The organism is Microbacterium neimengense (genome assembly GCF_054782995.1).
On the sequence record NZ_BAAGRK010000003.1, the window covers coordinates 132902 to 157248 of the forward strand.

Annotated in this window: 19 protein-coding genes and 1 tRNA gene; 10 read left to right on the forward strand and 10 right to left on the reverse strand. The window is 69.7% G+C overall.

Going from position 1 to position 24347, the window contains the following annotated elements; genetic code table 11:
- Nucleotides 1-92: 92 nt before the first annotated feature.
- Nucleotides 93-2066, forward strand: a complete 1974-nt coding sequence (acs, locus tag ACYVJS_RS03280; protein WP_460737742.1) for an acetate--CoA ligase — start codon at nt 93-95, stop codon at nt 2064-2066.
- Between the two features lie 61 nt (nt 2067-2127).
- Here the strand turns inward: acs and ACYVJS_RS03285 are convergent, their stop codons facing one another.
- From ACYVJS_RS03285 to ACYVJS_RS03300, 4 genes are all read right to left on the reverse strand, one after another.
- Complete coding sequence (locus ACYVJS_RS03285; protein WP_460737744.1) at nt 2128-2541, reverse strand: hypothetical protein; 414 nt, start codon at nt 2539-2541, stop codon at nt 2128-2130.
- The gene (locus ACYVJS_RS03290) at nt 2538-3605 is read right to left on the reverse strand and encodes a hypothetical protein (protein ID WP_460737746.1); all 1068 of its coding nucleotides are present in this window, start codon (nt 3603-3605) and stop codon (nt 2538-2540) included. Before ACYVJS_RS03290 ends, ACYVJS_RS03285 begins: the two co-directional genes overlap by 4 nt.
- Nucleotides 3606-3850: 245 nt before the next feature.
- Nucleotides 3851-4321: a RidA family protein gene (locus ACYVJS_RS03295; protein WP_243231519.1), complete on the reverse strand. Its 471-nt coding sequence runs from the start codon at nt 4319-4321 to the stop codon at nt 3851-3853.
- On the reverse strand, nt 4318-4542 hold the full coding sequence (locus tag ACYVJS_RS03300) for a DUF4177 domain-containing protein (RefSeq protein WP_460737748.1): 225 nt from the start codon (nt 4540-4542) through the stop codon (nt 4318-4320). The genes ACYVJS_RS03295 and ACYVJS_RS03300 overlap by 4 nt, the downstream gene beginning before the upstream one ends.
- Nucleotides 4543-4649: 107 nt before the next feature.
- Between ACYVJS_RS03300 and ACYVJS_RS03305 the strand changes: the two genes are divergently transcribed.
- The 6 genes from ACYVJS_RS03305 (at nt 4650) to ACYVJS_RS03330 (ending at nt 12756) form a co-directional block, all read left to right on the forward strand.
- Entirely contained in the window at nt 4650-7172 is a 2523-nt protein-coding gene (locus ACYVJS_RS03305; RefSeq protein WP_460737750.1) for a transglycosylase domain-containing protein, read from the forward strand.
- A complete protein-coding gene (locus ACYVJS_RS03310; RefSeq protein ID WP_460737752.1) occupies nt 7169-8104 on the forward strand; it encodes a metallophosphoesterase in 936 nt (311 codons plus the stop codon). Before ACYVJS_RS03305 ends, ACYVJS_RS03310 begins: the two co-directional genes overlap by 4 nt.
- Before the next feature lie 102 nt (nt 8105-8206).
- Nucleotides 8207-10675 (forward strand): hypothetical protein, encoded by a 2469-nt coding sequence (locus ACYVJS_RS03315; RefSeq protein ID WP_460737754.1) that lies wholly within the window; start codon nt 8207-8209, stop codon nt 10673-10675.
- Nucleotides 10676-10729: 54 nt separating this feature from the next.
- A tRNA-Pro gene (locus tag ACYVJS_RS03320) sits at nt 10730-10803 on the forward strand.
- A 300-nt stretch (nt 10804-11103) separates the two neighbouring features.
- Nucleotides 11104-11871, forward strand: a complete 768-nt coding sequence (locus tag ACYVJS_RS03325) for an HAD-IIB family hydrolase (RefSeq protein ID WP_460737757.1) — start codon at nt 11104-11106, stop codon at nt 11869-11871.
- Nucleotides 11872-11910: 39 nt separating this feature from the next.
- Complete coding sequence (locus ACYVJS_RS03330) at nt 11911-12756, forward strand: DUF1295 domain-containing protein (RefSeq protein ID WP_460737759.1); 846 nt, start codon at nt 11911-11913, stop codon at nt 12754-12756.
- Here the strand turns inward: ACYVJS_RS03330 and ACYVJS_RS03335 are convergent.
- From ACYVJS_RS03335 to ACYVJS_RS03345, 3 genes are all read right to left on the reverse strand, one after another.
- Nucleotides 12749-13363 carry a thymidine kinase gene (locus ACYVJS_RS03335; RefSeq protein WP_460737761.1) on the reverse strand — a complete coding sequence of 205 codons (615 nt, stop codon included), beginning with the start codon at nt 13361-13363 and terminating at the stop codon, nt 12749-12751. The genes ACYVJS_RS03330 and ACYVJS_RS03335 overlap by 8 nt on opposite strands.
- Before the next feature lie 49 nt (nt 13364-13412).
- Entirely contained in the window at nt 13413-14870 is a 1458-nt protein-coding gene (gene mqo, locus ACYVJS_RS03340) for a malate dehydrogenase (quinone) (RefSeq protein ID WP_460737762.1), read from the reverse strand.
- Nucleotides 14871-14959: 89 nt separating this feature from the next.
- Nucleotides 14960-16030 (reverse strand): aspartate-semialdehyde dehydrogenase, encoded by a 1071-nt coding sequence (locus ACYVJS_RS03345; protein ID WP_460737764.1) that lies wholly within the window; start codon nt 16028-16030, stop codon nt 14960-14962.
- A 156-nt stretch (nt 16031-16186) separates the two neighbouring features.
- Here ACYVJS_RS03345 and ACYVJS_RS03350 point away from each other — a divergent pair, with 156 nt between their 5' ends.
- Together ACYVJS_RS03350 and ACYVJS_RS03355 are read left to right on the forward strand one after the other, a co-directional pair.
- Nucleotides 16187-17413: an ATP-binding protein gene (locus tag ACYVJS_RS03350; RefSeq protein WP_460737766.1), complete on the forward strand. Its 1227-nt coding sequence runs from the start codon at nt 16187-16189 to the stop codon at nt 17411-17413.
- Nucleotides 17410-18699 carry a tetratricopeptide repeat protein gene (locus ACYVJS_RS03355; RefSeq protein WP_460737768.1) on the forward strand — a complete coding sequence of 430 codons (1290 nt, stop codon included), beginning with the start codon at nt 17410-17412 and terminating at the stop codon, nt 18697-18699. The genes ACYVJS_RS03350 and ACYVJS_RS03355 overlap by 4 nt, the downstream gene beginning before the upstream one ends.
- A 6-nt stretch (nt 18700-18705) precedes the next feature.
- On the opposite strand, the gene ACYVJS_RS03360 is transcribed toward ACYVJS_RS03355, so the two are convergent.
- Entirely contained in the window at nt 18706-19992 is a 1287-nt protein-coding gene (locus ACYVJS_RS03360; protein WP_460737770.1) for an aspartate kinase, read from the reverse strand.
- Between the two features lie 239 nt (nt 19993-20231).
- Between ACYVJS_RS03360 and ACYVJS_RS03365 the strand changes: the two genes are divergently transcribed.
- Nucleotides 20232-21587 carry a threonine/serine exporter family protein gene (locus ACYVJS_RS03365; protein ID WP_460737772.1) on the forward strand — a complete coding sequence of 452 codons (1356 nt, stop codon included), beginning with the start codon at nt 20232-20234 and terminating at the stop codon, nt 21585-21587.
- Nucleotides 21588-21597: 10 nt separating this feature from the next.
- Here the strand turns inward: ACYVJS_RS03365 and recR are convergent, their stop codons facing one another.
- Entirely contained in the window at nt 21598-22191 is a 594-nt protein-coding gene (gene recR, locus ACYVJS_RS03370; RefSeq protein WP_460737774.1) for a recombination mediator RecR, read from the reverse strand.
- The gene (locus ACYVJS_RS03375) at nt 22191-24302 is read right to left on the reverse strand and encodes a DNA polymerase III subunit gamma and tau (RefSeq protein ID WP_460737776.1); all 2112 of its coding nucleotides are present in this window, start codon (nt 24300-24302) and stop codon (nt 22191-22193) included. Before ACYVJS_RS03375 ends, recR begins: the two co-directional genes overlap by 1 nt.
- Nucleotides 24303-24347 lie beyond the last annotated feature (45 nt).

Below are 24347 nucleotides of genomic sequence, written 5' to 3' on the forward strand. Positions count from 1 at the left end.
TTCTAATGGAGGTATCCACCTCCGACCGGAGCGGGTGATGATGTGCGAGACGTCCCGCACGTCATCCCGAACAGCGCGCAAAGGAGCGAGCCATGAGCAGCCAGATCGACCACCTGCTGAACGAGACCCGTCGTTTCGCCCCCAGCGCTGAGTTCGCAGCGAGTGCGGTCGCCACCGCCGAGCTCTACGAGCGGGCGGCCTCCGACCGAGAAGGCTTCTGGGCCGAGCAGGCACGCGAACTCCTCCACTGGCACACCCCCTTCTCCGAGGTGCTCGACTGGTCGAACCCTCCCTTCGCCCGGTGGTTCGGCGACGGTGAGCTCAATGTCGCCTACAACTGCCTCGACCGCCACGTGCTCGCCGGCAACGGCGACCGTGTCGCGCTGCTGTGGGAAGGCGAGCCCGGCGACGAGCGCCGCGTCACGTACGCGGAACTGACAGAGGAGGTCAAGCGCACGGCCAATGTGCTGACGGAGCTGGGAATCGGCGAGGGCGACCGCGTTGCGCTCTACCTGCCGATGATCCCGGAGGCGGTGGCGGCGATGCTCGCGGTGGCGCGGGTCGGTGCCATCCACTCCGTCGTCTTCGGCGGATTCTCCGCGGACAGCCTGCGCGCACGCATCGACGACGCCGGCGCGAAACTCGTGATCACGGCGGACGGCGGCTACCGCAAGGGAAAGGTCTCGCCCCTGAAGCCGGCCGTCGACCAGGCCCTCGCCGACCGGGGGTCGGGCGTGCAGGAGACGGTTGAGCACGTGCTGGTCGTGCGCCGCGGCGGCAACGACGTGGACTGGACGCCGGGCCGCGACATCTGGTGGCACGACGCGGTGGCGGCCGCATCCGCCGAGCACGAGGCGAAGCCGTTCGGCGCCGAGAATCCGCTGTTCATCCTGTACACCTCCGGCACGACCGGAAAGCCCAAGGGCATCCTGCACACCTCCGGCGGCTACCTCACGCAAGCCGCCTACACGCACCGCAACGTGTTCGATCTGCACCCCGAGCGCGACGTCTACTGGTGCACGGCCGACATCGGCTGGATCACCGGCCACAGCTACGTCACCTACGGCCCGCTCGCGAACGGCGCCACTCAGGTGATCTACGAAGGCACGCCGGATGCGCCGCATCCCGGCCGCTGGTGGGAGATCGTCGAGAAGTTCGGCGTCACGATCCTCTACACGGCTCCCACCGCGATCCGCTCGTTCATGAAGATCGGACGCCAGGTGCCGCAGGAGTTCGACCTCTCGTCGCTGAGGCTGCTCGGCTCCGTCGGCGAACCCATCAACCCCGAGGCGTGGATGTGGTACCGCACCGTGATCGGCGCCGAGCGCACGCCGATCGTGGACACCTGGTGGCAGACCGAAACGGGCGCCATCATGATCTCGGCCCTCCCCGGCGTCACCGAGACCAAGCCCGGGTCGGCGCAGGTGCCGCTCCCCGGCATCTCGGTGGATGTCGTGGACGAGTCGGGCGAGGAGGTCGGAAACGACGCGGGCGGACTGCTCGTGATCACCGAACCGTGGCCCAGCATGCTGCGCGGCATCTGGGGCGACCCGGACCGCTTCGTCGAGACGTACTGGGAGAAGTTCGCCGACCAGGGCTACTACTTCGCCGGCGACGGCGCCCGCCGCGATGAAGACGGCGACATCTGGCTGCTGGGCCGTGTGGACGACGTCATGAACGTCTCCGGGCATCGCCTGTCAACCGCGGAGATCGAATCGGCGCTCGTGGGCAACGAAGCGGTCGCCGAGGCGGCTGTCGTCGGCGCCAGCGACGAGACCACCGGCCAGGCCGTCGTGTCGTTCGTGATCATCAAGGAGAGCTACCTGCGCCAGCACTCCCCCGAGGGTCTCGCCCAGACCCTGCGCGCCTGGGTCGGTGAGCAGATCGGTCCGATCGCCCGCCCACGCGACGTCTACATCGTCACGGAGCTGCCCAAGACCCGCAGCGGCAAGATCATGCGTCGCCTGCTCCGCGACGTCGCAGAGGGACGCGAAGTCGGCGACACGACGACACTCGCCGACACGATGGTGATGTCCACCATCCAGGCCAAGCTCTCCACGAAGTAGCAGCGGACGACCGAGCCCCGCATCCTTCGAGGGTGCGGGGCTCGGTCGTTCGCGATGGAGTTCAGGGCACGTAGCCCGGCGGCGTGTAGATGAGTTCGCCGCCCGAGAGCACAAGCACGACGGCCAGGCCGATGAGGGATGCGCCGATCACAGCTCCACCTGCCCAGAGCACTCCCCTGGCTCGATCGAGCCGGCCCGTGGTCGCCACGAGGCACAGGAGCGCGGAGCCCGCGATGTGCGCGACGACCAGCGGCGCGACGCCCAGCAGAAGTGTCGTTCCCGCCATCGTCGTTCCCGCGGCGAGAGCTTTCGGCTGCTCCGTGCCTTCCTCGAGAGAGGCGAGCGCGAGCAGGAACCATGAGCCGGTCATCACGAGCACGCCCACGACGGTGAGGAGCCAGAAAAGCGCGGCGACGATATCGTTGCGCCAGCCGCGGTTCGGAGTCGGCGCCGGGTACGCCGTCGCGTGGCTCACAAGACGGATGCGCGCCGTGCGGTGACGGCGGCGTGCAGGGCCGACGAGGGGCGCACGGCGGCGGACAGAGCCATCGGAGGAAGATCCGGCGACGGCGTCCGATCCCGCGTGATCCAGTGCCGGATGCTGCCAGCCAGCGAGAGGGCCACGAAGCTCGCGATCAGCTTGTCCAGCAGCGACGTGATCAGATTGGCGGTCCCGATGGCGATCGGGAGCACCATGCCCGCATCGAGGAACCGCGCCGTCAACGAGTTTCCGGCGACATGAGCACTGAATCCCCCGTACACGAGATCCGTGATCGGGGCGGCCACGACCGTGCAGGCGACGGCGACGACCACGCTGAGCAGCAGGAATCGCGAGAGCGAGCGCCCCCATCCCCAGCGGTGCACGCCATAGCCCCACAGGAGGGCCCCCGCCACTGCGACGGGTGTGAACGGAAGACCCAGAGTGCTTTGGTTGACCAACGCGCCGCCCAGTTGGGTGACGATCGCCGTCGCGACCGCGTACCAGGGGCCGAGAGCGACGGCCACCACCGCTGTGCCGGCCATGTCCAGGTAGAGCGGCAGATCGAGCCAGAGCACGACGCGGCCGCCCGCCACGTTGAGGAGCACGGCTCCGAGCATGACGCCGATGACGAGGGCGACGCGACGCCCGCCGCGCCGAGGCGTGTCGATGCGGAGAACGGAGGCTGCGGTGACCGGCGGCGCCTCGAGCCCGGATGCTGCGGCGCCGCGCGGCGAGGGCCGCGGTGCGGCGGATTTGGCCGCGACGCACCGCGCGCGCCAGCTCTCCGCCTCCGCCTCGGTGATGCCGAGACTGCGCACGACGTCGACGACGAGGTCGGCGTCGAGTCGGGTGCGACCGGGGCGAAAGGCGTCGTACACCGTCGAGCGCGATACGGCGACCGACGAACGGCCGGAACGATCCGCCCGGAGACTCGTGACCCGCGCCGCGATCTCGGCGTAGCTCACACCACCTGCCTCATGGCGGAGCCGCTGGAGATCCTCCGCGACGGAGATCACGGATCCGCTCCCCTCGACACGACCGATGTCGTCGCCGTTCATCCTGCCCCCCGCTTTTCCCAGACGCTCATTCTGGCGCACCGGCTCACGACGCGACAACAGACGACCAGGACTGTCCGGGATCGTCCGGGATCGTCTGTCGGCCGCGGATGCGCGGCGCTGCCCCCATAGCGTCGTCGCGAAACCGTGGAACGCCGAACCGTGCTGTCGGAGTGCGAGCCACGGGTCGGGTACACGCAGGAGCCCCGCGACCTTGGGGGGCGCGGGGCTCCTGCGCGGGTGGCGCCTCAGGCGAGCGTGAAGACGACCTCGACCTCGACGGGGCTGTCGAGCGGGAGCACGGGCACGCCTACGGCGGAACGGGCATGACGGCCGGACTCACCGAAGATCTCGGCGAGCACGTTGCTGGCGCCGTTGATCACGCCGGGCTGTCCGGTGAACTCCGGCACCGACGACACGAAGCCGGTCACCTTCAGCACACCGGTCAGGCGGTCGACGCCTCCCACGGCGGCCGCTGCCGCTGCCACCGCGTTCAGCGCCGACTGGCGGGCGTAGGTCGCGGCATCCGCCGGCGCAACGAGGCCCTCGCCCTCGCCGACCTTGCCCGTCGCGGGGAGCTGACCCGCCACGAACGGCAGCTGGCCGGCCGTGTGCACGAGGTCGCCGAAGGCTTTGGCGGGGATGTAGGACGCGACGGGCGGCACGACCTCCGGCAGGTCGATCCCCAGCTCCGCGAGTCGTTCGGACACGGTGCTCATGCGTTCTCTCCTTCGAACTGGCGCGCGGCGACCTGCGCCGCACCGAGGCCGGTGTTGGCGGCCGCATCCGTGCCGACCGGGCGTTTGAAGTAGGCGACAAGACCGCCTTCGGGGCCCTGCACGACCTGAACGAGCTCCCAGCCCTGCTTGCCCCAGCTGTTCAAGATGGCGGCGGTGTTGTGGATCAACAGCGGAGTGGTGAGGTACTCCCAGGTGGTCACGGCGTCTCCCGTTCGTGGGTGAGGAGGGGGTCTGAGCCCCGGAAACAGCGGGAACCGGATGCGGCGCCTTCGAGTGTTCGCCCAGCATCCTGGCTTACGATCACCCTATGCCCGATAAGAAACGCACGGCCACCGGTGTGCTCTCTGGCCTCGCCGGACTCGTCGGCCTGAGCGTCGTCGCCGGTGTTCTCATCACCGCCACGGTCACGCCCGCCATCGCCGTCACCGGCGCCGCAACCTCGCAGGCGATCAAGCTGTTCGACAACATGCCGAACTACCTCGAGATCGACGACATCATGGAACCGTCGACGATCTACTGGAAGGACGGCTCGGGCAACTACGCGCCGCAGACCTCCTTCTACGACCAGAACCGCTCGCCGGTCACGTTCGACCAGATCGCAACCGTCATGTACGACGCGATCCTCTCGAGCGAAGACCCGCGCTACTACGACCACGGCGGCGTCGACCTGATCGGCACGACGCGCGCCGTGCTCTCCAACCTCGAGGGTGGCGGCAACACGCAGGGCGGATCGACGATCAGCCAGCAGTACGTCAAGAACATCCTCATCCAGCGCTGCGAGTGGAACGCGCAGAGCGAGGACGAGCGGCAGTCGTGCTTCCTGCAGGCGACCGACTCCTCGGGCTCGAGCGGCATCGAACGCAAGCTCCAGGAGATGCGCTACGCGATCGGACTCGAGCAGAAGTACTCGAAGAACGACATCCTGCTCGGGTATCTGAACATCGCCAACTTCGGCGGAATCACGTACGGCATCGACGCCGCCGCCCGCTACTACTTCGGTGTTCCCGCCGCCAACCTCAGCCTCAGCCAGGCGGCGACCCTCGCGGGCATCGTGCAGAACCCGAACACGTACCGCATCGATCAGCCCGATCGCGAGACGAACGGCGCGGCCGACGGCTACGCGCTGACCAAGAAGCGGCAGACGTACGTGCTCGACCGCATGCTCACCGACGGCAAGATCACGCAGGAGCAGCACGACGCCGCTGTGGCGGAGCCCATCACGCCGCAGATCACGCAACCCACCTCGGGCTGCGCGTCGACCGGCGCACCGTACTTCTGCCAGTACGTCGTCTCCGTCGTGAAGAACGACCCCGCCTTCGGCGCCACTGCCGAGGACCGCGCGATGGCGCTTCGCCGCGGCGGCCTGCAGATCTACACGACGCTCGACCCGTCGCTGCAGAACACCGCGAACGTCAGCATGCGCGACAACGCACCCGCATCGATCTCCGGCATCCAGTTCGCCGCATCCACGGTGAGCATCGAGGCGCAGACCGGCCGCGTGCTCGCGATCGGGCAGAACACGAACTTCTCCGAAGAGGCCAACGCCGGCGAGGGCTACAGCTCACTCGTGTACGCGGGAGACTCGATGTTCGGAAACTCCGAGGGCTTCGAAGCCGGATCGACGTTCAAGCTCTTCACCCTCGTCGACTGGCTCGAGCAGGGGCGGTCCGTGAACGAGGTGCTGGATGGCCGGATGCGGGTGTTCAAGAACTTCACGAACTCCTGCACGGGCAACATCGTCAACAACACGCCGATCAACAACTTCGGCAAGGTGGGCGGCAGCGTGAGCACGCCAATGGCCTTCACCGCGCAGTCGCTGAACACCGGTTACCTCGCGATGGCCGAGCAGCTAGACATGTGCGACATCGCGAAGACCGCCAAGAAGATGGGCGTGACCTTCGGCAACGGATCGGACATCACGATGCAGTACCCCGCCGAGGTCATCGGCGTCGACAAGGTGTCGCCCATGGCGATGGCAGGCGCCTACGCCACCATCTCGAACAACGGCGTCTACTGCCAGCCGCGCGTCATCGATCGCGTCACCGACACCTCGGGCAACGAGTTGAAGGCGCCCGAGCGCACCTGTGAGCAGGTGATCTCCCCCGAGGTCGCCGCGACGGCGGCCTACGCGCTCCGAGGCGTCATGAACGGCGGCACCGGCGGTGGAGCCAACCCGAACGACGGCACGCAGCTGATCGGCAAGACCGGTACGCACGAGGCGCTGCAGACCTGGATGATCGAGGGAAGCACCCGCGTCGTCAACGCCGCACTGGTCGGCACGGTGTCCGGCGAGAACGACATGTTCGGTCGCGGCCTGCAGAACATCCGCTACACGCTCGCCAAGAACCTGCAGCGCGCCGCGGACCAGCTCTACCCGGCCGACGGCTTCCCGGCGCCGGATCCCAACCTGACCAAGCGCGTGCTGAAGGATCTGCCCAACGTGGTGGGCCAGACCGTCGAACAGGCCCAGGCGACGCTGGAGGCGGCCGGCTTCCAGGTGACCGTGGGCGACCCGGTCGACTCCGACCAGCCGACGAACATCGTCGCTGCGCAGAGCCCGGGCGCCGGACAGGTCGCGGGTGGCACGACCGTCACGATCAACCCCAGCAACGGTCAGGGTGCCACCGTCCCCGCCGTCAGCGGCAAGGTGCAGGACGCGCAGAAGACGCTCCAAGATGCGGGATTCACCTCCATCGCGCTGGGAACCTGCACCCCGGACGACAGGTTGCCCGACAACGAGAGTCGCGCGACGGGCACCAATCCCGCCGCCGGCACCGCCGTCAACCGCGGCTCGCAGATTCTGATCAACTACGCCAAGAAGAGCTGTTGACCGGCAGTCCGAGCCGTACCGCCCTCACCGCTGTCACAGCGGTGGGGGCGGTCGGCGTGGGCGCTGCGGTGTGGGGCATTGGCGTCGAACGGTATCTGTTCGCGCTGCGCGAGCACACCCTGCCGATCCTGCCCGCGGGCGCACGAGAGCTGCGCGTGCTGCACCTGTCCGACGCCCACATGGCGCCGTGGCAGCAGCGCAAGCAGGAGTGGATCGCGCGTCTGGCGGAGCTCGCACCCGACCTCGTCGTGAACACGGGTGACAACCTCGGTCACGCGGAGGGTCTCGCCGGCATCCGCCACGCGTTCGCCGGCCTGCGGGGTGTGCCCGGCGTGTACGTGCATGGCTCCAACGATCTGTACGCGCCCTCTCCGCGCAACCCGCTGCGCTACTTCACGGGACCGTCGAAGGCGCATCGTTCGGCCGAGTCGCTCGACACTGGCGCCCTTGACCGCTTCCTCACCGACGAGCTCGGATGGCACGCGCTCGACAACACCGCGGCGACCCTCGAAGTCGCGGGTCTGCGCATCGATGCCTTCGGCGTGAACGACGCCCATCGGCACTGGGACGACACCGCCGCCCTCATCCCGAAGCGCGCCGAACAGCGCGCCGCGGGCGAGGCCGACCTCGTGCTGGGCGTGACACACGCGCCGTACCGGCGGGTGCTCGATTCCTTCGTCGAACTCGACGCCGATCTGCTGCTGGCCGGGCACACCCACGGCGGCCAGGTCCGCATCCCCTTCTCACCCACCGCCCTCGTCGCCAATTGCGACATCCCGCTCGATCAGGCACGAGGCCTGAGCACCTGGGCCCACGGCGGACGTCGCGTCCCCCTCAATGTGAGCGCCGGCATCGGCCACTCGATCTTCGCGCCGGTGCGCTTCGGCTGCCGCCCCGAGGCGTCGCTGCTGACGCTGGTTCCCGCGTCCTGACGGAGCGCATCCGGTTCTCCACATCCGGATGCGGCGGGCGCGCCGTCCCCGTTCGCCGCCTTCCGGCGGTGCCGCCAGCCGGCGCCGTCCGAGCATCGGGACATGAAACGCGTGCTCGCCGCCCTCCTCGTCCTCGCCGCCGCCGTCGTCGCCGCTGTCGTGTCGATCATGCCCGCGTCCGCCGCATCCCCCGGAACCGGGTTCGGAGAGTGGGCAAGTTCCACCCGCTACGGGTGGCACGGGTCGATGGCGATCAACGGCGTGCACACCTATTGCATCTTCCCGGGGCGTCCGCTGCCCACCGGCGACAGCGTCGACAACGGGCTGAGCCCGAATGCCGCGGGCCTCGATCCGCACCGGCTCACGGCCATCAACATGCTCGTCTCGACCTACGGGCAGACCGGCGACCCGGTGCAGGCCGCGGCGGTCGCCTGGGCGGTCAAGGCGATCGCCAACTGGAACGAATCGCTGCACCACTTCGGCTACCCCGGCGACACTCTGCAGGGCGCGATCGACTGGGTGTTCCGCCATGTCGCGCCCGAGCACAACGGCGCGGTGCAGAACCTCGCGGCGGCGTACTACGCCGAGGCGATGGCGCTGCCCGCCGGACAGATGACGGCCACGGGGTCGCTGCAGTTCGCGACGGATGCGGCCTCTCCCCTGCGCGGCACGGTGACCGCCGTCGCGGATGCGGCCGGCGCGCGGGGGCGGATCACGCTGCAGAACGCCGTGTTCGCCGACACCGGCGCGGCCACACGCGATGATGCCGCAATCGGTGTGGCGTACGACATCGTCGCGGCTGCTCCCGCCGGAGGAACCCGCTTCCGCGTTTCCGGCGAGGGACAGTTCGTCGGCGGGTTTCTGCCCGTCGTGCGACACTTCACCACGCCGGGCGGCCAGGACACGGCAGGACCGGGTGGCCGTCTCGAGTTCCCACTCGCAGGCGCCGACGAGCACGAGCGCGACACGACGTTCGACCCGGTCGTCACGACACAGGTGGTGTCGCGGTACGTCCCAGGCGGCTCCTACGTCGACGACGTGACGTTCGCCAGCGCCCGCGGAGCGTGGGGACGTACAGAGGACGGCGGCTACCTTCCGGTCACGGCGACCGCGACGCTGTACCGGACCGAGGCGGAGCCGCAGCTCACCGACACTCCCCCCACAGACGCGGAGGAGGTCGCCGCGCTCGAGGTGACGACCAACCCCGCCATCGGACCGACGGCCCCGTACCGGGTCGAGTCCGCCGAGCCGCTGCCCGGTCCCGGCTTCTACACCGCCGTCTGGCGCATCGAACGGTCCAGGCAGAGCGACGAGACCGCTGCGGCGCTCACCGCGGACTACGCCTGGCAGGAGCGGTTCGGGGTGCAGAGCCAGATCACGATGGTTCCGCAGGTGTCCTCCAAAGCCGACCCTGTTGTGGCCGTCGGCGAGCGGATGTCCGACGAGGTGATCGTCGCGGCGCCCCTGCCCTCGTCGGGAGTTCTCGTGACCGCATCCGTGTTCCGCGTTCCCGACGGCATTGCGGCGACGGACGCCTGCACGTCGGAGAATCTCATCTGGCAGGGACCGGAGGAGCCGGTGCGCGTGGCGGAGCCTGGGTCGGTGCGCGTCGCCGGGCCCGTCGCCCCCGACTTCGGCACTTATGTGTGGCGTGAACGCGCCACCGATATCGAGGGTCGCCTCATACATGAGGGCGCGTGCGGGGTCGAGAGCGAGACGACCCGTGCTCCCCTGCCGACGGTGTCGACGCGGGCGGTCAGCACCGTGGGACTCGGTGGCGCCGCGGTCGACACTGCGGTGGTCGAGGGCCTCGTGCCCACCGCGGGCACCACGTGGCTGAGCTTCGAGGTCTTCCAGGCTCCCGAGGGCGTCGATCCGGCGGATGCGTGCACGACCGAGACGCGTGTCGCGGACACCTCCGCTTCTCCCGTCGCCGTGACCGCCGCGGGCGAGCACGCTTCACCCGCGGTGCGCCTCCACGGCGCCGGCGTTCACTACTGGATCGAGTCACTTTGGCACACGCCCGAGGGCGGCGAGGCCCGCCTGCTCGCTCGCGGATCCTGCGGACTGGCCGAGGAGACCACGTTCGTCGAGCAGCCCGAGGTCACCACCCGCGCGGTCGAACACGTGGGCGTCGGCGATCCCTACGTCGACCGGGCCACCGTCACGGGGCTGGGCGAGGGCGTGGACGCGCAGCTGGTGTTCTCGGTGTTCCACAACGAGCCTGGCACCGAGCCGCGCTGCGACGCGGAGACGCTCGAGCATCGGACGGCTCCAGTGGCGGTCTCCGGATCCGGTGAGTACGTCTCTCCCGAAGTGGCCTCGGATGAGGCGGGGACGAAGCTCTGGCTCGCCGAGCTCGCCTACCGGCCCGCGCCGGGCGCGGAACTCGTCGTGCTGCACACAGGCACCTGCGGGGAGGACGGCGAGACGACCTTCGTCGACATGCTGGCGCTGAGCGGCGGACCCTCTGCACGCACGGTCGCGGGACTCGGCGTGGGCGCGCTCGCACTCGGGTGCGCGGCCGCATCCATCCTCGCGTGGCGACGCCACCGCGAGCAGCGTCTGTGACGGGCCTGCGATTCGGGGAATCGGTCGGGCTGGGGTAGACTCGAACGGTTGCCACGGGGTGTGGCGCAGCTTGGTAGCGCGCTTCGTTCGGGACGAAGAGGCCGCAGGTTCAAATCCTGTCACCCCGACCGCACAGCAGAAGAGGTCGACCTTCGGGTCGACCTCTTCTTGCTTTCCGGGCCTGCCGCATCCTCGCCGCGAGACTGCGTTTCCCGCACGAGATCACGGGTAACTACCGTGATCTCGTGCCCAAAATGCAGTCTCGCGGTGAGGGGTGAGGGGTGAGGGGTGAGGGGTGAGGGGATAAGGGCAGGCGGGCGCGGACGGCGGATGCGGCGCGCCCCGATAGGATGGAAGAAGCCGCGCCGCCGCGCTCAGATCCTTCCGCCGCGCCGCCGGCAGAACCCGACACCCGCTGGAGAGCCGTCATGACTCAGCCGCCGAAGCTCGTTGCGTTCGATCTGGACGACACGCTCGCCCCGTCCAAGAGCGCGGTCGATCCGCGGATCGCGGACCTGCTGCTCGCTCTCGCCTCCCGGGTGGAGGTCGCGATCATCTCCGGCGGCCAGCTCGCGCAGTTCCGCGCGCAGGTCGTCGAGCAGCTGCCCGACACCACCGACGACATCCTCGACCACATGCACCTGCTGCCCACCTGCGGCACCCAGTACTACCGCCTCACCCCCGCCGGCATCACCACCGTCTACGCCCACAGCCTCACCGACGACGAGAAGACCCGCGCCCTGACCGCCGTCGAAGAAGAAGCCAAACGCCTCGGGCTCTGGGCAGAGCAGACCTGGGGCCCCATCCTCGAAGACCGCGGCTCGCAGATCACCTTCTCCGCCCTCGGCCAATCCGCACCCCTCGACGCGAAGACCGCGTGGGACCCCACCGGTGAGAAGAAGAACACCCTCCGCGAAGCCGTCGCCGCCCGCATCCCCGACCTCGAAGTCCGCTCCGGCGGATCCACCAGCGTCGACATCACCCACCGCGGCATCGACAAGGCCTACGGCATGCAGCGCCTCGCCGAACACACCGGCATCAGCCTCGACGACATGCTCTTCATCGGCGACCGCCTCGACCCCGACGGCAACGACTACCCCGTCCTCGCCCTCGGCGTCACCTGCCACGCGGTCGACGGCTGGCAGGACACCGCCGACTACCTCGACACCCTCATCCCCACCCTCCCCACCCGCTGACCCTTCCCCGCGCCGACGTGCGAGCGCTACGGTGACGTCATGGGCGCTCTGGGGATGGTTGTTGTGCTCGCCGGCGCGGTGTGCGCACTGTGCTGGGTCCTTTCGCTGATCACGAAGGACACTTCGTGGGTCGATCGGATCTGGTCGATCGCGCCGGTCGCGTACGTCTGGATCTTCGCGGGCGTCGCCATCGCCGGCGGTCTCGACGCCGCACGGCTCGTCCTGATGGCCGTTCTCGTGACGCTCTGGGGAGCCCGACTCACCTTCAACTTCGCCCGCAAGGGCGGCTACAGCGGCATGGAGGACTACCGCTGGGCGATCCTGCGCGCCCGGATGCGGCCCTGGCAGTTCCAGGTCTTCAACCTCTTCTTCATCGTGCTGTACCAGAACGCGCTGCTCGTGCTGATCACCCTGCCCGCGGCAGCAGCGCTGCTGAATGCGACACCGCTGACCGGCTGGGATGCGGTGTGGGCGCTGCTGTTCCTCGCGTTCCTCGCCGGTGAGTGGCTCGCCGACCAGCAGCAGTGGAACTTCCATCGGGCGAAGGCCGCAGCCAGCGGCGAGCTCGCGCCCGGCTTCGTGACGACGGGACTCTTCCGCTACAGCCGCCACCCCAACTTCTTCTTCGAGCAGGCGCAGTGGTGGGTGCTGTATCTGATCGGCGCCAACGCGGCGCTGAGCGCCGGCGCCGGCATCCTGGGCGGAGCGATCAACGTCACGATCGCGGGACCGATCCTGTTGACGCTGCTGTTCATCGGCTCCACCGTGTTCACGGAATCGATCTCAGCGGGCAAGTACCCCGCCTACGCCGAGTACCGACGCACGACCTCGATGCTGGTTCCCTGGCCGCCGCGCAGCCGCCAGAGCGCCGAGGCCGTCAGCTGAGGCGCCCGCCGGATGCGGTCAGGTAGCACTGGGCGCACATCGACTCGTACGTCACCTTCTCGTGGCTGAGCTCATCGATCGCGACCTGGTCGCCCTCGAAGACGAAGCGGCCTCCGACCAGCCGCGCATTGAAAAGGGCCTTGCGGCCGCAGCGGCAGATCGTCTTGAGCTCCTCCAGGCTGTGAGCGAGCTCCATGAGTCGGCGCGAGCCGGGGAACGCCTGCGTCTGGAAGTCGGTGCGGATGCCGTAGGCGAGGATCGGCACTCCGTCCAGCACCACGATGCGTAGGAGATCGTCGACCTGGGCGGGCGTCAGGAATTGTGCCTCGTCGATCAGCAGACACGCCACATCCACGCCGTCCCGCTCACGTACCCGCGCGCGGTGCGTCGCGAACAGTTCACGCAGATCGTCATCGGGTCGGATGAGGAAGTCGACTCCGCGTGAGACGCCGAGCCGGCTCGAGATGCGGTCTGCGCCCTTCGTGTCGATCTCGGGCTTGGCCAGCAGGACGTGCTGTCCGCGTTCCTCGTAGTTGTACGCGGCCTGCAGCAGGGCGGTCGACTTGCCGGAGTTCATCGCCCCGTAGCGGAAGTAGAGCTTGGCCACCTAGAGAGTCTAGGCGCCCCACGTCATCCGCCTCGGGCCAGCGCGCAGCTCAGACCGTGAGGTGCAGCTCCTCAGCCGTCGCCGCGAGGGAGGCCTCGGCCGCGGCGGGATCGGGGTTCAGTGTCTTGCCGTAGCTGGGGATGAGCTCCCGCAGCTGCGGCTCCCACTCGTCGATGCGGTCCGCGAAGCAGGACTTCAGCAGGCCCAGCATGATCGACACGGCCGTGGACGCACCCGGGGAGGCCCCCAGCAGACCCGCGATCGAGCCGTCGGCCGAGGCGACGACCTCTGTGCCGAACTGCAGCTTGCCGCCCTTCATGACCTGAGCGCGCTGACCGGCGTTCAGCAGTTCCCAGTCCTCTCCGTCGGCTGACGGCATGAACTCGCGGAGACTGTCGACCTTCTTCTTGTGCGTCTTCAACAGCTCACTGACGAGGTACTTCACGAGGTTGAGGTTCGTGGCACCGGCCGTGAGCATGCTGCCGAGGTTCGAGGGGCGCACCTGCGTGACGATGTCCCAGGGCGAGCCGTTCTTCAGGAACTTCGGGCTGAAGGTCGCGAAAGGACCGAACAGCAGCGAGGTCTCGCCGTCGACGACGCGGGTGTCCAGGTGCGGCACCGACATGGGCGGCGCGCCGACGGACGCCTGCGAGTAGACCTTCGCCTTGTGCTGCGCCACGAGGGCGGGGTTGCTGGTCTTGAGCCACTGCCCGCCGATGGGAAAGACGCCGTACCCCTTCGCCTCGGGGATGCGCGAGCGCTGCAGCAGCTTGATCGCCCAACCGCCCGCACCGATGAACACGAAGCGCGCGTTGATGCGGCCCGGCGTCCGACCGACCGTGTGACGGTAGCCCACCTGCCACGAGCCGTCCTTCTGCCGCTTGAGCGAACGCACCTCTCGACCCGTAAGGACCTCTGCGCCGCCTCGCTGCATCGAATCCAGCAGCTGGCGCGTGAGCGACCCGAAGTCGACGTCGGTGCCGCTGGGCACCCGCGTCGCGGCGAACGGCTCGCCCTTGCGACGCTGCTGCATGAGCAGCGGCGCCCACTGGTTGATGACCCGGGAGTCCTCGCTGTACTCGATGCCCTCGAACAGCGGCTGCTGCTTCAGCGACTCGTAGCGGCGCTTGAGGTAGGCCACGTCCTTCTCGCCGCGCACGAACGTCATGTGAGGCGTGCGGTTGATGAAGGTCTCGGGGGCGGCGAGCACACCGCGCTCGACGAGCGTCGACCAGAACTGCCGGCTCTGCTGGAACTGCTCGTTGATCGCCACGGCCTTGGTGGGATCGACCGAGCCGTCGGGCGCCGCGGGCATGTAGTTCAGCTCGCACAGCGCGGCATGCCCCGTTCCGGCGTTGTTCCACGCGTTGGAGCTCTCCTGGGCGACCTCGCCCAGGCGCTCGAACACCGCGATCTTCCAGTCCGGTTGGAGCTGCTGCAAAAAGGTCCCGAGTGTGGCGCTCATGATGCCGCCACCGATCAGGAGGACGTCGACGTTTCCTGTCACCCGACAAGTCTAAAGCGGCGCGCGCGGCCCCTCCGCCAGTGGGAGGGGCCGCGCGCGGGAACTTTCGCGGTTCTTGCCGCAGGCGCGACTCAGGCGGAGACGCCCAGGCGGGCGGCGACGATCTCGGCGATCTGCACCGCGTTGAGAGCTGCGCCCTTGCGGAGGTTGTCGTTGCTGATGAACAGTACGAGGCCTTTACCCTCGGGGGCCGACTGGTCACGGCGGATGCGACCGACGTAGCTGGGGTCGCTGCCCGCAGCCTGCAGGGGCGTGGGGACCTCCTCGAGCGCGACGCCGGGCGCCGCCGCCAGCAGCTCGCGGGCGCGCTCGGGGGTGATGTCACGCGCGAACTCGACGTTGATCGACAGCGAGTGTCCCGTGAAGACGGGGACGCGCACGCAGGTGCCTGCCACACGCAGCTCCGGCAGTTCGAGGATCTTGCGGCTCTCGTTGCGGAGCTTCTTCTCCTCATCGGTCTCGTTGTCGCCGTCGTCGACGAGGTTGCCGGCGAAGGGGATCACATCGAACGCGATGGGAGCGATGTACTTCTCCGGCTGCGGGAAGTCGACGGCCGACCCGTCGTGCACGAGGCGCAGGGTGTCGCCCTGGGCGAGGACGCCCTCGACCTGCCCGAGAAGCTCCTGCGCACCGGCCAGGCCCGACCCGGACACGGCCTGGTAAGTGCTCACGATGAGCCGCTCGAGGCCCGCCTCGGCGTCGAGGACCTTCAGCACCGGCATGGCGGCCATCGTCGTGCAGTTGGGGTTGGCGATGATGCCCTTGGGGCGCTCATCGATGGCGTGCGGGTTGACCTCGCTGACGACCAGCGGGACCTCGGGGTCGTTGCGCCAGGCGCTCGAGTTGTCGATGACGACCGCGCCGGCCTCGGCGAAGCGGGGCGCGTGCGCGCGGCTGCCGGTCGCGCCGGCGGAGAAGAGGGCGATGTCGATGCCGGCGGGATCGGCCGTGGCGACGTCTTCGACGATGACCGTCTGGCCTCCGAATTCGACGGCGGTGCCGGCCGAGCGTGCCGTGGAGAACAGGCGCAGCTCGCCGATCGGGAAGGAGCGCTCCGCGAGAATCTCGCGCATGACGGTGCCGACCTGACCGGTGGCGCCGACGACGGCGACGGAGAGTCCGGATTCGGAGATGCGGGTCATGTCTGTTCCTCGGGATGTCGCAGGGCGCGCCGCATCCAGACCGGACGGGCGCGGGGTTGCCCGATTCTACCGTGCGGCGGCGGTGATGAATCCCTGGGGAAAGCGCTCTGTGACGCCGCGCCGTGGCGGACAATGGCGGGGACGGAAGGGGATGCCGTGGAGGATCCGGTCATCGACGCTCTCGCACGTGCGGTCGCGGCAGCGCCGGCCGATGCGGAACTGCGGCTGCACCTCGCGACCGTCCTGCTGGATCGGGGCCACACCCAGCGTGCGCTGGCGGAGGCCAGCACCGTTCTCGCCGCGGACCCCGGCAACTCCCGTGCACGCGAGATGCTCGCCCGCATCCTGCAAGCCCCCGCAGCTCCCGAGGCGCCGGCGCCCGTCTTTCCCGCATCCGACGCGCAGGCTCCGCGCGACACCGGGTTCGACTGGTCGGCGGCAGAGGCCGAGGTGGGCCACATCGCGCAGCCCGCGTTCATCGGCGACGACGCCCCCGCGTTCGACGAGCACGACATCCAGCGCTCGACCGTGACACTGGCCGATGTCGGCGGGATGCGGGAGGTCAAGGAGCGTCTCGAGTCCGCCTTCCTCGCACCGCTGCGCAACCCCCAACTGCGGGCGCTGTACGGCAAGAGCCTGCGTGGCGGTCTCCTGATGTACGGTCCACCGGGATGCGGCAAGACGTTCCTGGCCCGCGCCGTGGCGGGCGAGCTCGGCGCCTCGTTCGTGAGCGTCGGGCTCAGCGACATCCTCGGCCAGTTCATGGGCGACAGCGAGCGCAACGTGCGTGAGCTCTTCCAACTCGCCCGCAGGCAGGCCCCCACCGTCCTCTTCATCGACGAGATCGACGCGATCGGTCAGCGCCGATCTCTCGCCCGGCAGAACGGGATGCGCGGGGTCGTCGTCTCGCTCCTGGAGGAGCTCGACGGTCTGGGCAGCGACAACGAGGGTGTGTTCGTGCTCGCCGCGACCAACCAGCCCTGGGACGTGGATCCGGCGCTTCGCCGGCCGGGGCGCCTCGACCGCACGCTGCTCGTCCTGCCGCCGGACGCGGAGGCACGCCAGGCGATCCTGCGTCACCACCTCGCGGGGCGCCCCGTCGAAGGCGTCGACCTCGCCGCCCTCGCCGCCGCTACCGAGGGCTTCAGCGGCGCCGATCTGGCCTACGTCTGCGAGTTGGCGAGCGAGAACGCGCTGCTCGAAAGCAGTCGGAGCGGCGTTGCGCGCCTCATCGGGATGGCGGATCTCCGGCAGAGCGTCGCGCAGATCACGCCGTCCACGGCACCCTGGCTCGAGTCGGCACGCAACGTGGTCCGCTTCGGGGAGGACGACGGGACGTTCGCACAACTGCGCGAGTATCTGCGTCAGGGCGGGCGGCGATGAGGGAGGCGTCCGACGCGACTCTGAGGCACGCGCAGACGCTCCTCCAGCTCGGCCGCCATGAGGAGGCGCTCCGCGAGGCAGGCCGCCAACTCGCCCAGCATCCCGAGTCGGCGCCGGCGCTGCGGATCAGCGCGGAATGCCTGCGACTGCTCAAGAGGCCCGACGAAGCGGACGACCTTGCCCGTCGGGCAGTGGCGCTCTACCCGCACGACGCCTGGGCCTGGCGCCTCTCGGCGCTCACGGCGCTGGATCTGCACCGGTGGGATGAGGCCGCCGACGGTGCGAACGCCGTACGGCGCCTGGCGGGCGAAACCCCCTGGGCGCTCTCCGTGTACGCCGAAGTCATGCTCGGCTGCAGCCGGGTGGGCGATGCGATCGAAGCGCTCGACGAGGCACTGCGCCAGCAACCCGACGATCCCGACCTGCACGTGCAGCTGGCTGATGTGCTTGTACGCGCGGGTCGACGCAAGGAGGCCGAGCAGCACCTGAGCGCGGCGCTGGCGATCGACCCGACGCATCCGTGGGCCCGGCGCCTGTGGCCCGTCATCAGCAGCCGGGAGGACGACGCGGATGCGGCGATCCAGCTCGCCCGGATGCTGGGTGAGTCACCGCAGGACAGCGACACCGAGACGGCGTTCGAGATGGCGAGCACGCGCCTGCTGGTTCCGCCGCTGTTGATCGTCACCATCGCGAGCGCCGTGCTGCTCGTGCTCTGCGCATGTGGAGCCGGTCTGTTCGGCCGGCGTATCGCGACGGATGCCCCGGCCGTCGTCGGCGTCTTCGAGCAGGTCTGCGTGTGGGCGGCGTCACTGGGGCTCCTCGCACTGTGGGTGAGCCGTCTTCGACGACGGCTGGGCCCACTGTTCGAGCCGATCGTCCGCTCACGTCTGACGCAGGGACCGGTCGTCATCTTCTCCACGATCTACCTGGCGGGAGCACTCGTGCTGACCGGGATCGGCATCCTGACGAGCGCGCTCGCGGGCGACCCGATGGGCACGATCGTCATCCTGGGCGGCGTCGTGAGCGCGTACACCGCAGCTGTTCTCTTCGTCGCTCTCGCTCTGGTGGCGAGGTTGACCTACCGCCGCGGCCGTGCGCTCGCACCGCTCCTCTACGTCGCGCTGGCGCCCGGCGCCGTGGTCGGCGTCGTGCTGCTGGCGCTCTTCCTGGTCGGAGCGGTGCTCTACGTCATCGTCTGGGCACTGTCGGGCGAGCGACTGCCGGAGCCGTTCTGGAACCGGCTGCCGGACCGGCGCCGCTCGGCGCCCGCCTCTCCGCAGGCCTGAGCCCGGTCAGCGCCCGCTACCGGCGTAGACGATCGCGTCGCCCTCGCCGTCGAGGCCGTAGGCGGTGTGGACGACCCGCGCGGCTTCCGCGATGTCGTCGGCGCGCAACACGACCGAGATGCGGATCTCCGAGGTGGAGATCATCTCGATATTGATGCCCGCCGTGCTCAGCGCCTCGAACAGCGTCGCACTGACGCCCGAGTTCGTCCGCATCCCCGCGCCCACGACCGACAGCTTGCCGATCTGGTCGTCGTGCACGAGCGCCTCGAACCCGACATCCGACTGGTCGGCGGCCAGGGCCTTCAGCGCGGCCGTCGCGTCGGACTTCGGCAGAGTGAAGGAGATGTCGGTGCGCGCGGTCGCCGCGGCCGACACGTTCTGCACGATCATGTCGACGTTGGCGCCGGACTTGGCGACGATCTTGAAGATCTCTGCGGCCTTGCCCGGCACATCGGGAACACCGATGACGGTGATCTTGGCCTGGCTGAGGTCAGTGGCGACGCCGGCGACGATCGGCTCTTCCATGGCTTCTCCCTCGGGGATGTAGGCGGAACGCTGCTGCGCGTCGAGCACGTAGGTGCCCTCGCTCGAGCTGAAGGTGGACCGCGCGTGGATCACGACACCGTGACGGCGCGCGTACTCGACCGCGCGGATGTAGAGCACCTTCGCGCCGTTGGCGGCGAGCTCCAACATCTCCTCGGTCGAGACGACGGGGAGCTTCCTGGCACGCGGGACGACACGGGGGTCGGCGGTGAAGATGCCGTCGACGTCGCTGTAGATCTCGCACACGTCGGCGCCCAGGGCCGCCGCCAGAGCGACGGCGGTGGTGTCGGAGCCGCCGCGGCCGAGGGTCGTGATGTCGCGGGTGTCGCGGTTGAATCCCTGGAAACCGGCGACGATGACGATGGCACCCTCGTCCAGCGCCTCGCGCAGACGCACCGGGGTCACATCGACGATGCGGGCCGCGCCATGCTTCGCGTCGGTGATCATGCCGGCCTGGCTGCCGGTGAAGGAGCGCGCCTCGAACCCCATCGAATGGATCGCCATGGCCAACAGCGCCATCGAGATGCGCTCACCCGAGGACAGCAGCATGTCGAGCTCGCGGGGAGCGGGGATCGGCGCCACCTCGTTGGCGAGGTCGAGAAGCTCGTCGGTCGTGTCGCCCATCGCGCTGACCGCCACGACGACGTCGTGGCCGGCGCGACGGGTGTCGACGATACGCTTCGCGACCCGCTTGATGCTCTCGGCGTCGGCGACCGACGACCCGCCGTACTTCTGGACGATCAACGCCACTGTGCTGCTCCCGGGGATGCGCCGTGTCCGGCGCGACGACGATGGAACGCTCGGATGCGGCGTCCAACGCTCCATCTTAGGCAGCCCGACATTCCGTCCCCGCCATGTGACGGCGGGCTCGGACCGCGGCGGTTACGCTCGAGAGGACACCGCCGACACGGAGGCCGACGCGCTCGATGTCCCCCCGCCCCGCCCTGCCGAGGTTTCTCAGACCCGCGCGCCGACGCATGGAACCGCCCATGGACACGACGGACCTCATCCCCGTCGTCGACGACGCCCTCAGCGTCCGCATCCTGGATCTCGCGGTCCGGATGGGCGAGACGATGCTCGTCGCGGGCGCGCCGGCGAGCGAGGTCACCCTGACGATCGTGCGCGTGTGCGAGGTGTACGGCCTCACCCCGGTGCACGTGGACGTCACCTACAACTCGATCACGGCTGCCTACCACCGCTCGGGCGCCGCCCGCCCCGTCACGCTCCTTCGCGTCGTGCGCGGCAGCACTCCCGATCACGACCGTCTGACGCGGCTGCAGGCGCTCGTCGCGGACATCTCCGCCGGCATGGGGCTCGATGAGGCGCAGTCGGCGGCGCGGCGCATCCGTCGTGCTCCGTTCCGCTATCCGCCCGCCGCGGTCATCACCGCCCAGGGCGCGCTCGCCGTCGGCGTCGCGGTCATGTTCGGCGCCAACTGGCTGCTCATCGCTCTCGCATTCACGGGGGCGGCCTGCGCCGCCCTCACACAGTTCGCCCTCGCGAAGGCGCGCGTGCCGTACTTCTTCAGCCAGGTCGCCGGAGCCTTCGTGCTCACGGTGATCGCGGCCATGAGCCGCTTCCTCGCGGTCCTGGGGGTCCCCGGCGCCGAGGAGATCCGCCCTTCGGTCATCGTCGCCGCCGGCATCGTGCTCATGCTCGCAGGTCTCACCGTGGTCGGGGCCGCCCAGGACGCGATCGACGGCTTCGCCCTGACGGCCACCGGCCGCATCCTGGAGCTCGTCACGCAGACGATCGGCGTCGTGATCGGGATCCTCGCGGGACTCGAGACCGTGCGCGTGATCGGTCTCGCGATGGAGCCGCCCGACACGGCACTACCGCTCGGACCGCCGCTCATGCAGTTCGTCGGCGCGTCGATCATCGCGATCGCGGTCGCCGTCTTCAACGGCGCCGGCGCACGCGTGGTCGCCGTCAGTGCGCTGCTCAGCCTGGTCGCGTGGGGCGGCTACACGATCGCTGCGGCAGCGGGACTGGAGGTCGCCGCGGCGAGTGGGATCGGAGCCTTCGCGGCGAGCTTCGTCGGGATCGTGATCGCCTTCCGCCTCCACGTCCCATCGGTGGCGGTGACGACGGCGGCGATCCTGCCGATGGTGCCGGGCGCCGCCGTGTTCCGCGGGCTTCTCGGCGTCGTCGAGTCCGCGGGCGACACGTCCGTGATGATGACCGGGTTCGCGACGCTCGTGAGCGCGGCCGTCATCGGGATCAGCCTCGCCGTCGGCGCCTCGCTCGGCCTGTATCTCGGGCAGCCCGTACGGGCGTCGCTGTCGGGCGTGACACGCTCGCGTGCGAAGCTGCGGCGCTACGACGGGCCCGGACGCGGCCACTGACGCCGGTCGTTCAGACGGCGCGGCGGCCCTCGAAGGCCCGTCCGAGTGTCACCTCGTCGGCGTACTCCAGGTCGCCGCCGACCGGGAGACCGGAGGCCAGGCGGGTCACGCGGATCGACAGTGTCGTGAGCAGGCGACTCAGGTAGGTCGCCGTCGCCTCGCCCTCGAGGTTCGGGTTGGTGGCGAGGATCACCTCCTGAACCGTTCCGTCGGCGAGACGCTGCATGAGCTGCGTGATGCGCAGGTCGTCGGGACCGACGCCCGCGATCGGACTGATCGCGCCGCCGAGCACGTGGTAGAGACCGCGGAACTCGCGCGTGCGCTCGATCGCCGCCACGTCCTTCGCGTCTTCGACGACGCAGATGAGCGTTTCGTTGCGCCGCGGGTCGCGACAGATCGCGCAGCGATCCTGCTCCGACACGTTGCCGCAGATCTCGCAGAAGCGCACCTTCTCACGCACCTCGACGAGGAGCTTGGCGAGCTGGGACACGTCGAAGTTCGGCGTCTGCAGGATGTGGAACGTGATCCGCTGCGCGGACTTCGGGCCGATCCCCGGCAGGCGCCCGAACTCGTCGATCAGGTTCTGGACGATGCCGTCGTACATCAGGAGAACCTCGTCGGCTGCTGGTAGGGCTCTTCACGCACGAAGCGCGCGTCGAGGACCTGGCGCACCACCGCCTCGCCGTAGCGCTGGATGCCGTCGGCTGGTGCGGAGCGCACAGGCGCCGGCGGCGGGACGACGGGCGGGATGGCCGCCGCATCCGTCGGGTACATCTCTTCGTCGGCGGGATCGACCGGTTCTTCCGGATCGAACGGGGTCGCCACCTCGGCCGCGGGCAGCACGGCGCCGTCGGGGGGCGCGACAGTCAGCGTGCGCGTCGCAGATGCCTGGGCGTCTTCGGGCTCCTCGTCGACGGCCAGCTGGGCGACGGGCGCCGCGGGCGACTCCCCTGCATCCGAGGTCGGGATCGGCGCGACGGCCCACTCCGTGACCGGAGCCGCGGAGGATGCACGAGCAGGACCCGGGCGCTCGGCCGGCGGAGCGGGCGGTTCCGCGCGGGGCGGGGCGGGAGGTGCCGCGGGAGCCGCATCCGCGGGCGGGGCGGGGTCGGTGTCCTGGTCGTGGCGTGCGATGTACTTCACGCGGATACCGAGCACGCTCTGAATCGCCTGGCGCAGGTCTTCGCTGGGCCCGGCGCCCGCCGTGCGCTTCTTGAAGGCGGCGATGTCGCTCTGGCTGCGGAAGCTGAGGGTGAGGATGTCGCCCTCGAGCGCTGCGACGCGGGCCGCCGTCGCGATCAGCCACGAGCTGCGACTGATGCTCTCAAGGCGCCCGAGGACCTCGGGCCATGCGTCACGCAGCCGCTGCACCGTGACGGGGCCCGCCGGGACGTCGCGTGCGGGCGCGGACGGTGCCGCCGGCTCCGCGACGGGTGCGGACGGGGCCGAGGCCACGGGAGCGGATGCGGCGGGTGCGGGTTCTGTGAACGGCACCGGCGCCGGCGGAACCGGTACTGCCGCGGCCTCCGCCGCACGGGGAGCGGCGGTCGGCGCCGCTGAGGCGGGACGCGCCACCGCAGGAGCCGCGGGGACATGGGGAGCCGAACCGACGATGGGAGCGTTCGCGAGCACCCGGGCGACCATGAGCTCGAGCTGGAGGCGGGGAGAGGTGGCCCCCGACATCTCGTCGAGGGCGGCCACGACGATGTCGGCGGTGCGCGAGAGACGCGCGGTGCCGATGATCTCGGCTTGACGCGACATGCGCTCGAGCTCATCGGACGGGATGCCGCGCAGCACTGCGGACGCGCCCGCACCGGTGGCCGCGATGACGATGAGATCGCGCAGGCGCTCGAGCAGGTCTTCGACGAAACGCCGCGGGTCCTGCCCCGTCTGGACCACCCGGTCGACCGCGGCGAACGCGGACGCCGCGTCGAGGTCGCCGAAGGCGGTGACGACCTCGTCGAGCAGTTCGGCGTGCGTGTAGCCCAGCAGGGCGACCGCACGCTCGTAGCCGATGGCCGCGTTCTCGGAGCCGGCGATGAGCTGGTCCAGCAGCGACAGCGTGTCTCGCGGCGACCCGCCGCCCGCCCGGACGACCAACGGCAGCACACCGGGCTCGACGGAAACACCTTCGGTCTCGCACATCTGCTGCACGTACTCGAGCATCGCCGCGGGCGGCACGAGACGGAACGGATAGTGGTGGGTGCGCGAGCGGATGGTGCCGATGACCTTCTCGGGCTCGGTCGTGGCGAAGATGAACTTGACGTGCGCGGGCGGCTCCTCGACGAGCTTGAGCAGCGCGTTGAACCCCTGCGGGGTGACCATGTGCGCCTCGTCGAGGATGAAGATCTTGAACCGGTCGCGGGCAGGGGCGAAGATCGCCCGCTCGCGGAGATCGCGCGCGTCGTCGACACCGTTGTGGCTGGCCGCGTCGATCTCGACGACATCGAGGGAACCGCCGCCGCCGCGGCCGAGCTCGACACAGCTGTCGCACGTGCCGCACGGGGTGTCGGTGGGCCCCTCGGCGCAGTTCAGACACCGCGCGAGGATGCGGGCGCTGGTGGTCTTGCCGCATCCGCGCGGACCGGAGAAGAGGTAGGCGTGGCCGATGCGGTCGCCGCGCAGGGCCGTCATGAGCGGATCGGTCACCTGGGACTGCCCGATCATCTCACCGAACGCCTCGGGACGGTAACGGCGGTAGAGGGCTGTGGTCACCCCAGTAGCCTACGGCGTGCCGCCGACGTCGCGGCGGGTGCGTTC

What these genes read in the sequence shown, in the direction of transcription:
- acs (WP_460737742.1), top strand. Translation starts at nt 93, where the DNA reads ATGAGCAGCCAGATCGACCACCTGCTGAACGAGACCCGTCGTTTCGCC.
- ACYVJS_RS03290 (WP_460737746.1), bottom strand. Translation starts at nt 3,605, where the DNA reads ATGAACGGCGACGACATCGGTCGTGTCGAGGGGAGCGGATCCGTGATC.
- ACYVJS_RS03295 (WP_243231519.1), bottom strand. Translation starts at nt 4,321, where the DNA reads ATGAGCACCGTGTCCGAACGACTCGCGGAGCTGGGGATCGACCTGCCG.
- ACYVJS_RS03305 (WP_460737750.1), top strand. Translation starts at nt 4,650, where the DNA reads ATGCCCGATAAGAAACGCACGGCCACCGGTGTGCTCTCTGGCCTCGCC.
- ACYVJS_RS03315 (WP_460737754.1), top strand. Translation starts at nt 8,207, where the DNA reads ATGAAACGCGTGCTCGCCGCCCTCCTCGTCCTCGCCGCCGCCGTCGTC.
- ACYVJS_RS03325 (WP_460737757.1), top strand. Translation starts at nt 11,104, where the DNA reads ATGACTCAGCCGCCGAAGCTCGTTGCGTTCGATCTGGACGACACGCTC.
- ACYVJS_RS03330 (WP_460737759.1), top strand. Translation starts at nt 11,911, where the DNA reads ATGGGCGCTCTGGGGATGGTTGTTGTGCTCGCCGGCGCGGTGTGCGCA.
- ACYVJS_RS03345 (WP_460737764.1), bottom strand. Translation starts at nt 16,030, where the DNA reads ATGACCCGCATCTCCGAATCCGGACTCTCCGTCGCCGTCGTCGGCGCC.
- ACYVJS_RS03355 (WP_460737768.1), top strand. Translation starts at nt 17,410, where the DNA reads ATGAGGGAGGCGTCCGACGCGACTCTGAGGCACGCGCAGACGCTCCTC.
- ACYVJS_RS03365 (WP_460737772.1), top strand. Translation starts at nt 20,232, where the DNA reads ATGGACACGACGGACCTCATCCCCGTCGTCGACGACGCCCTCAGCGTC.
- recR (WP_460737774.1), bottom strand. Translation starts at nt 22,191, where the DNA reads ATGTACGACGGCATCGTCCAGAACCTGATCGACGAGTTCGGGCGCCTG.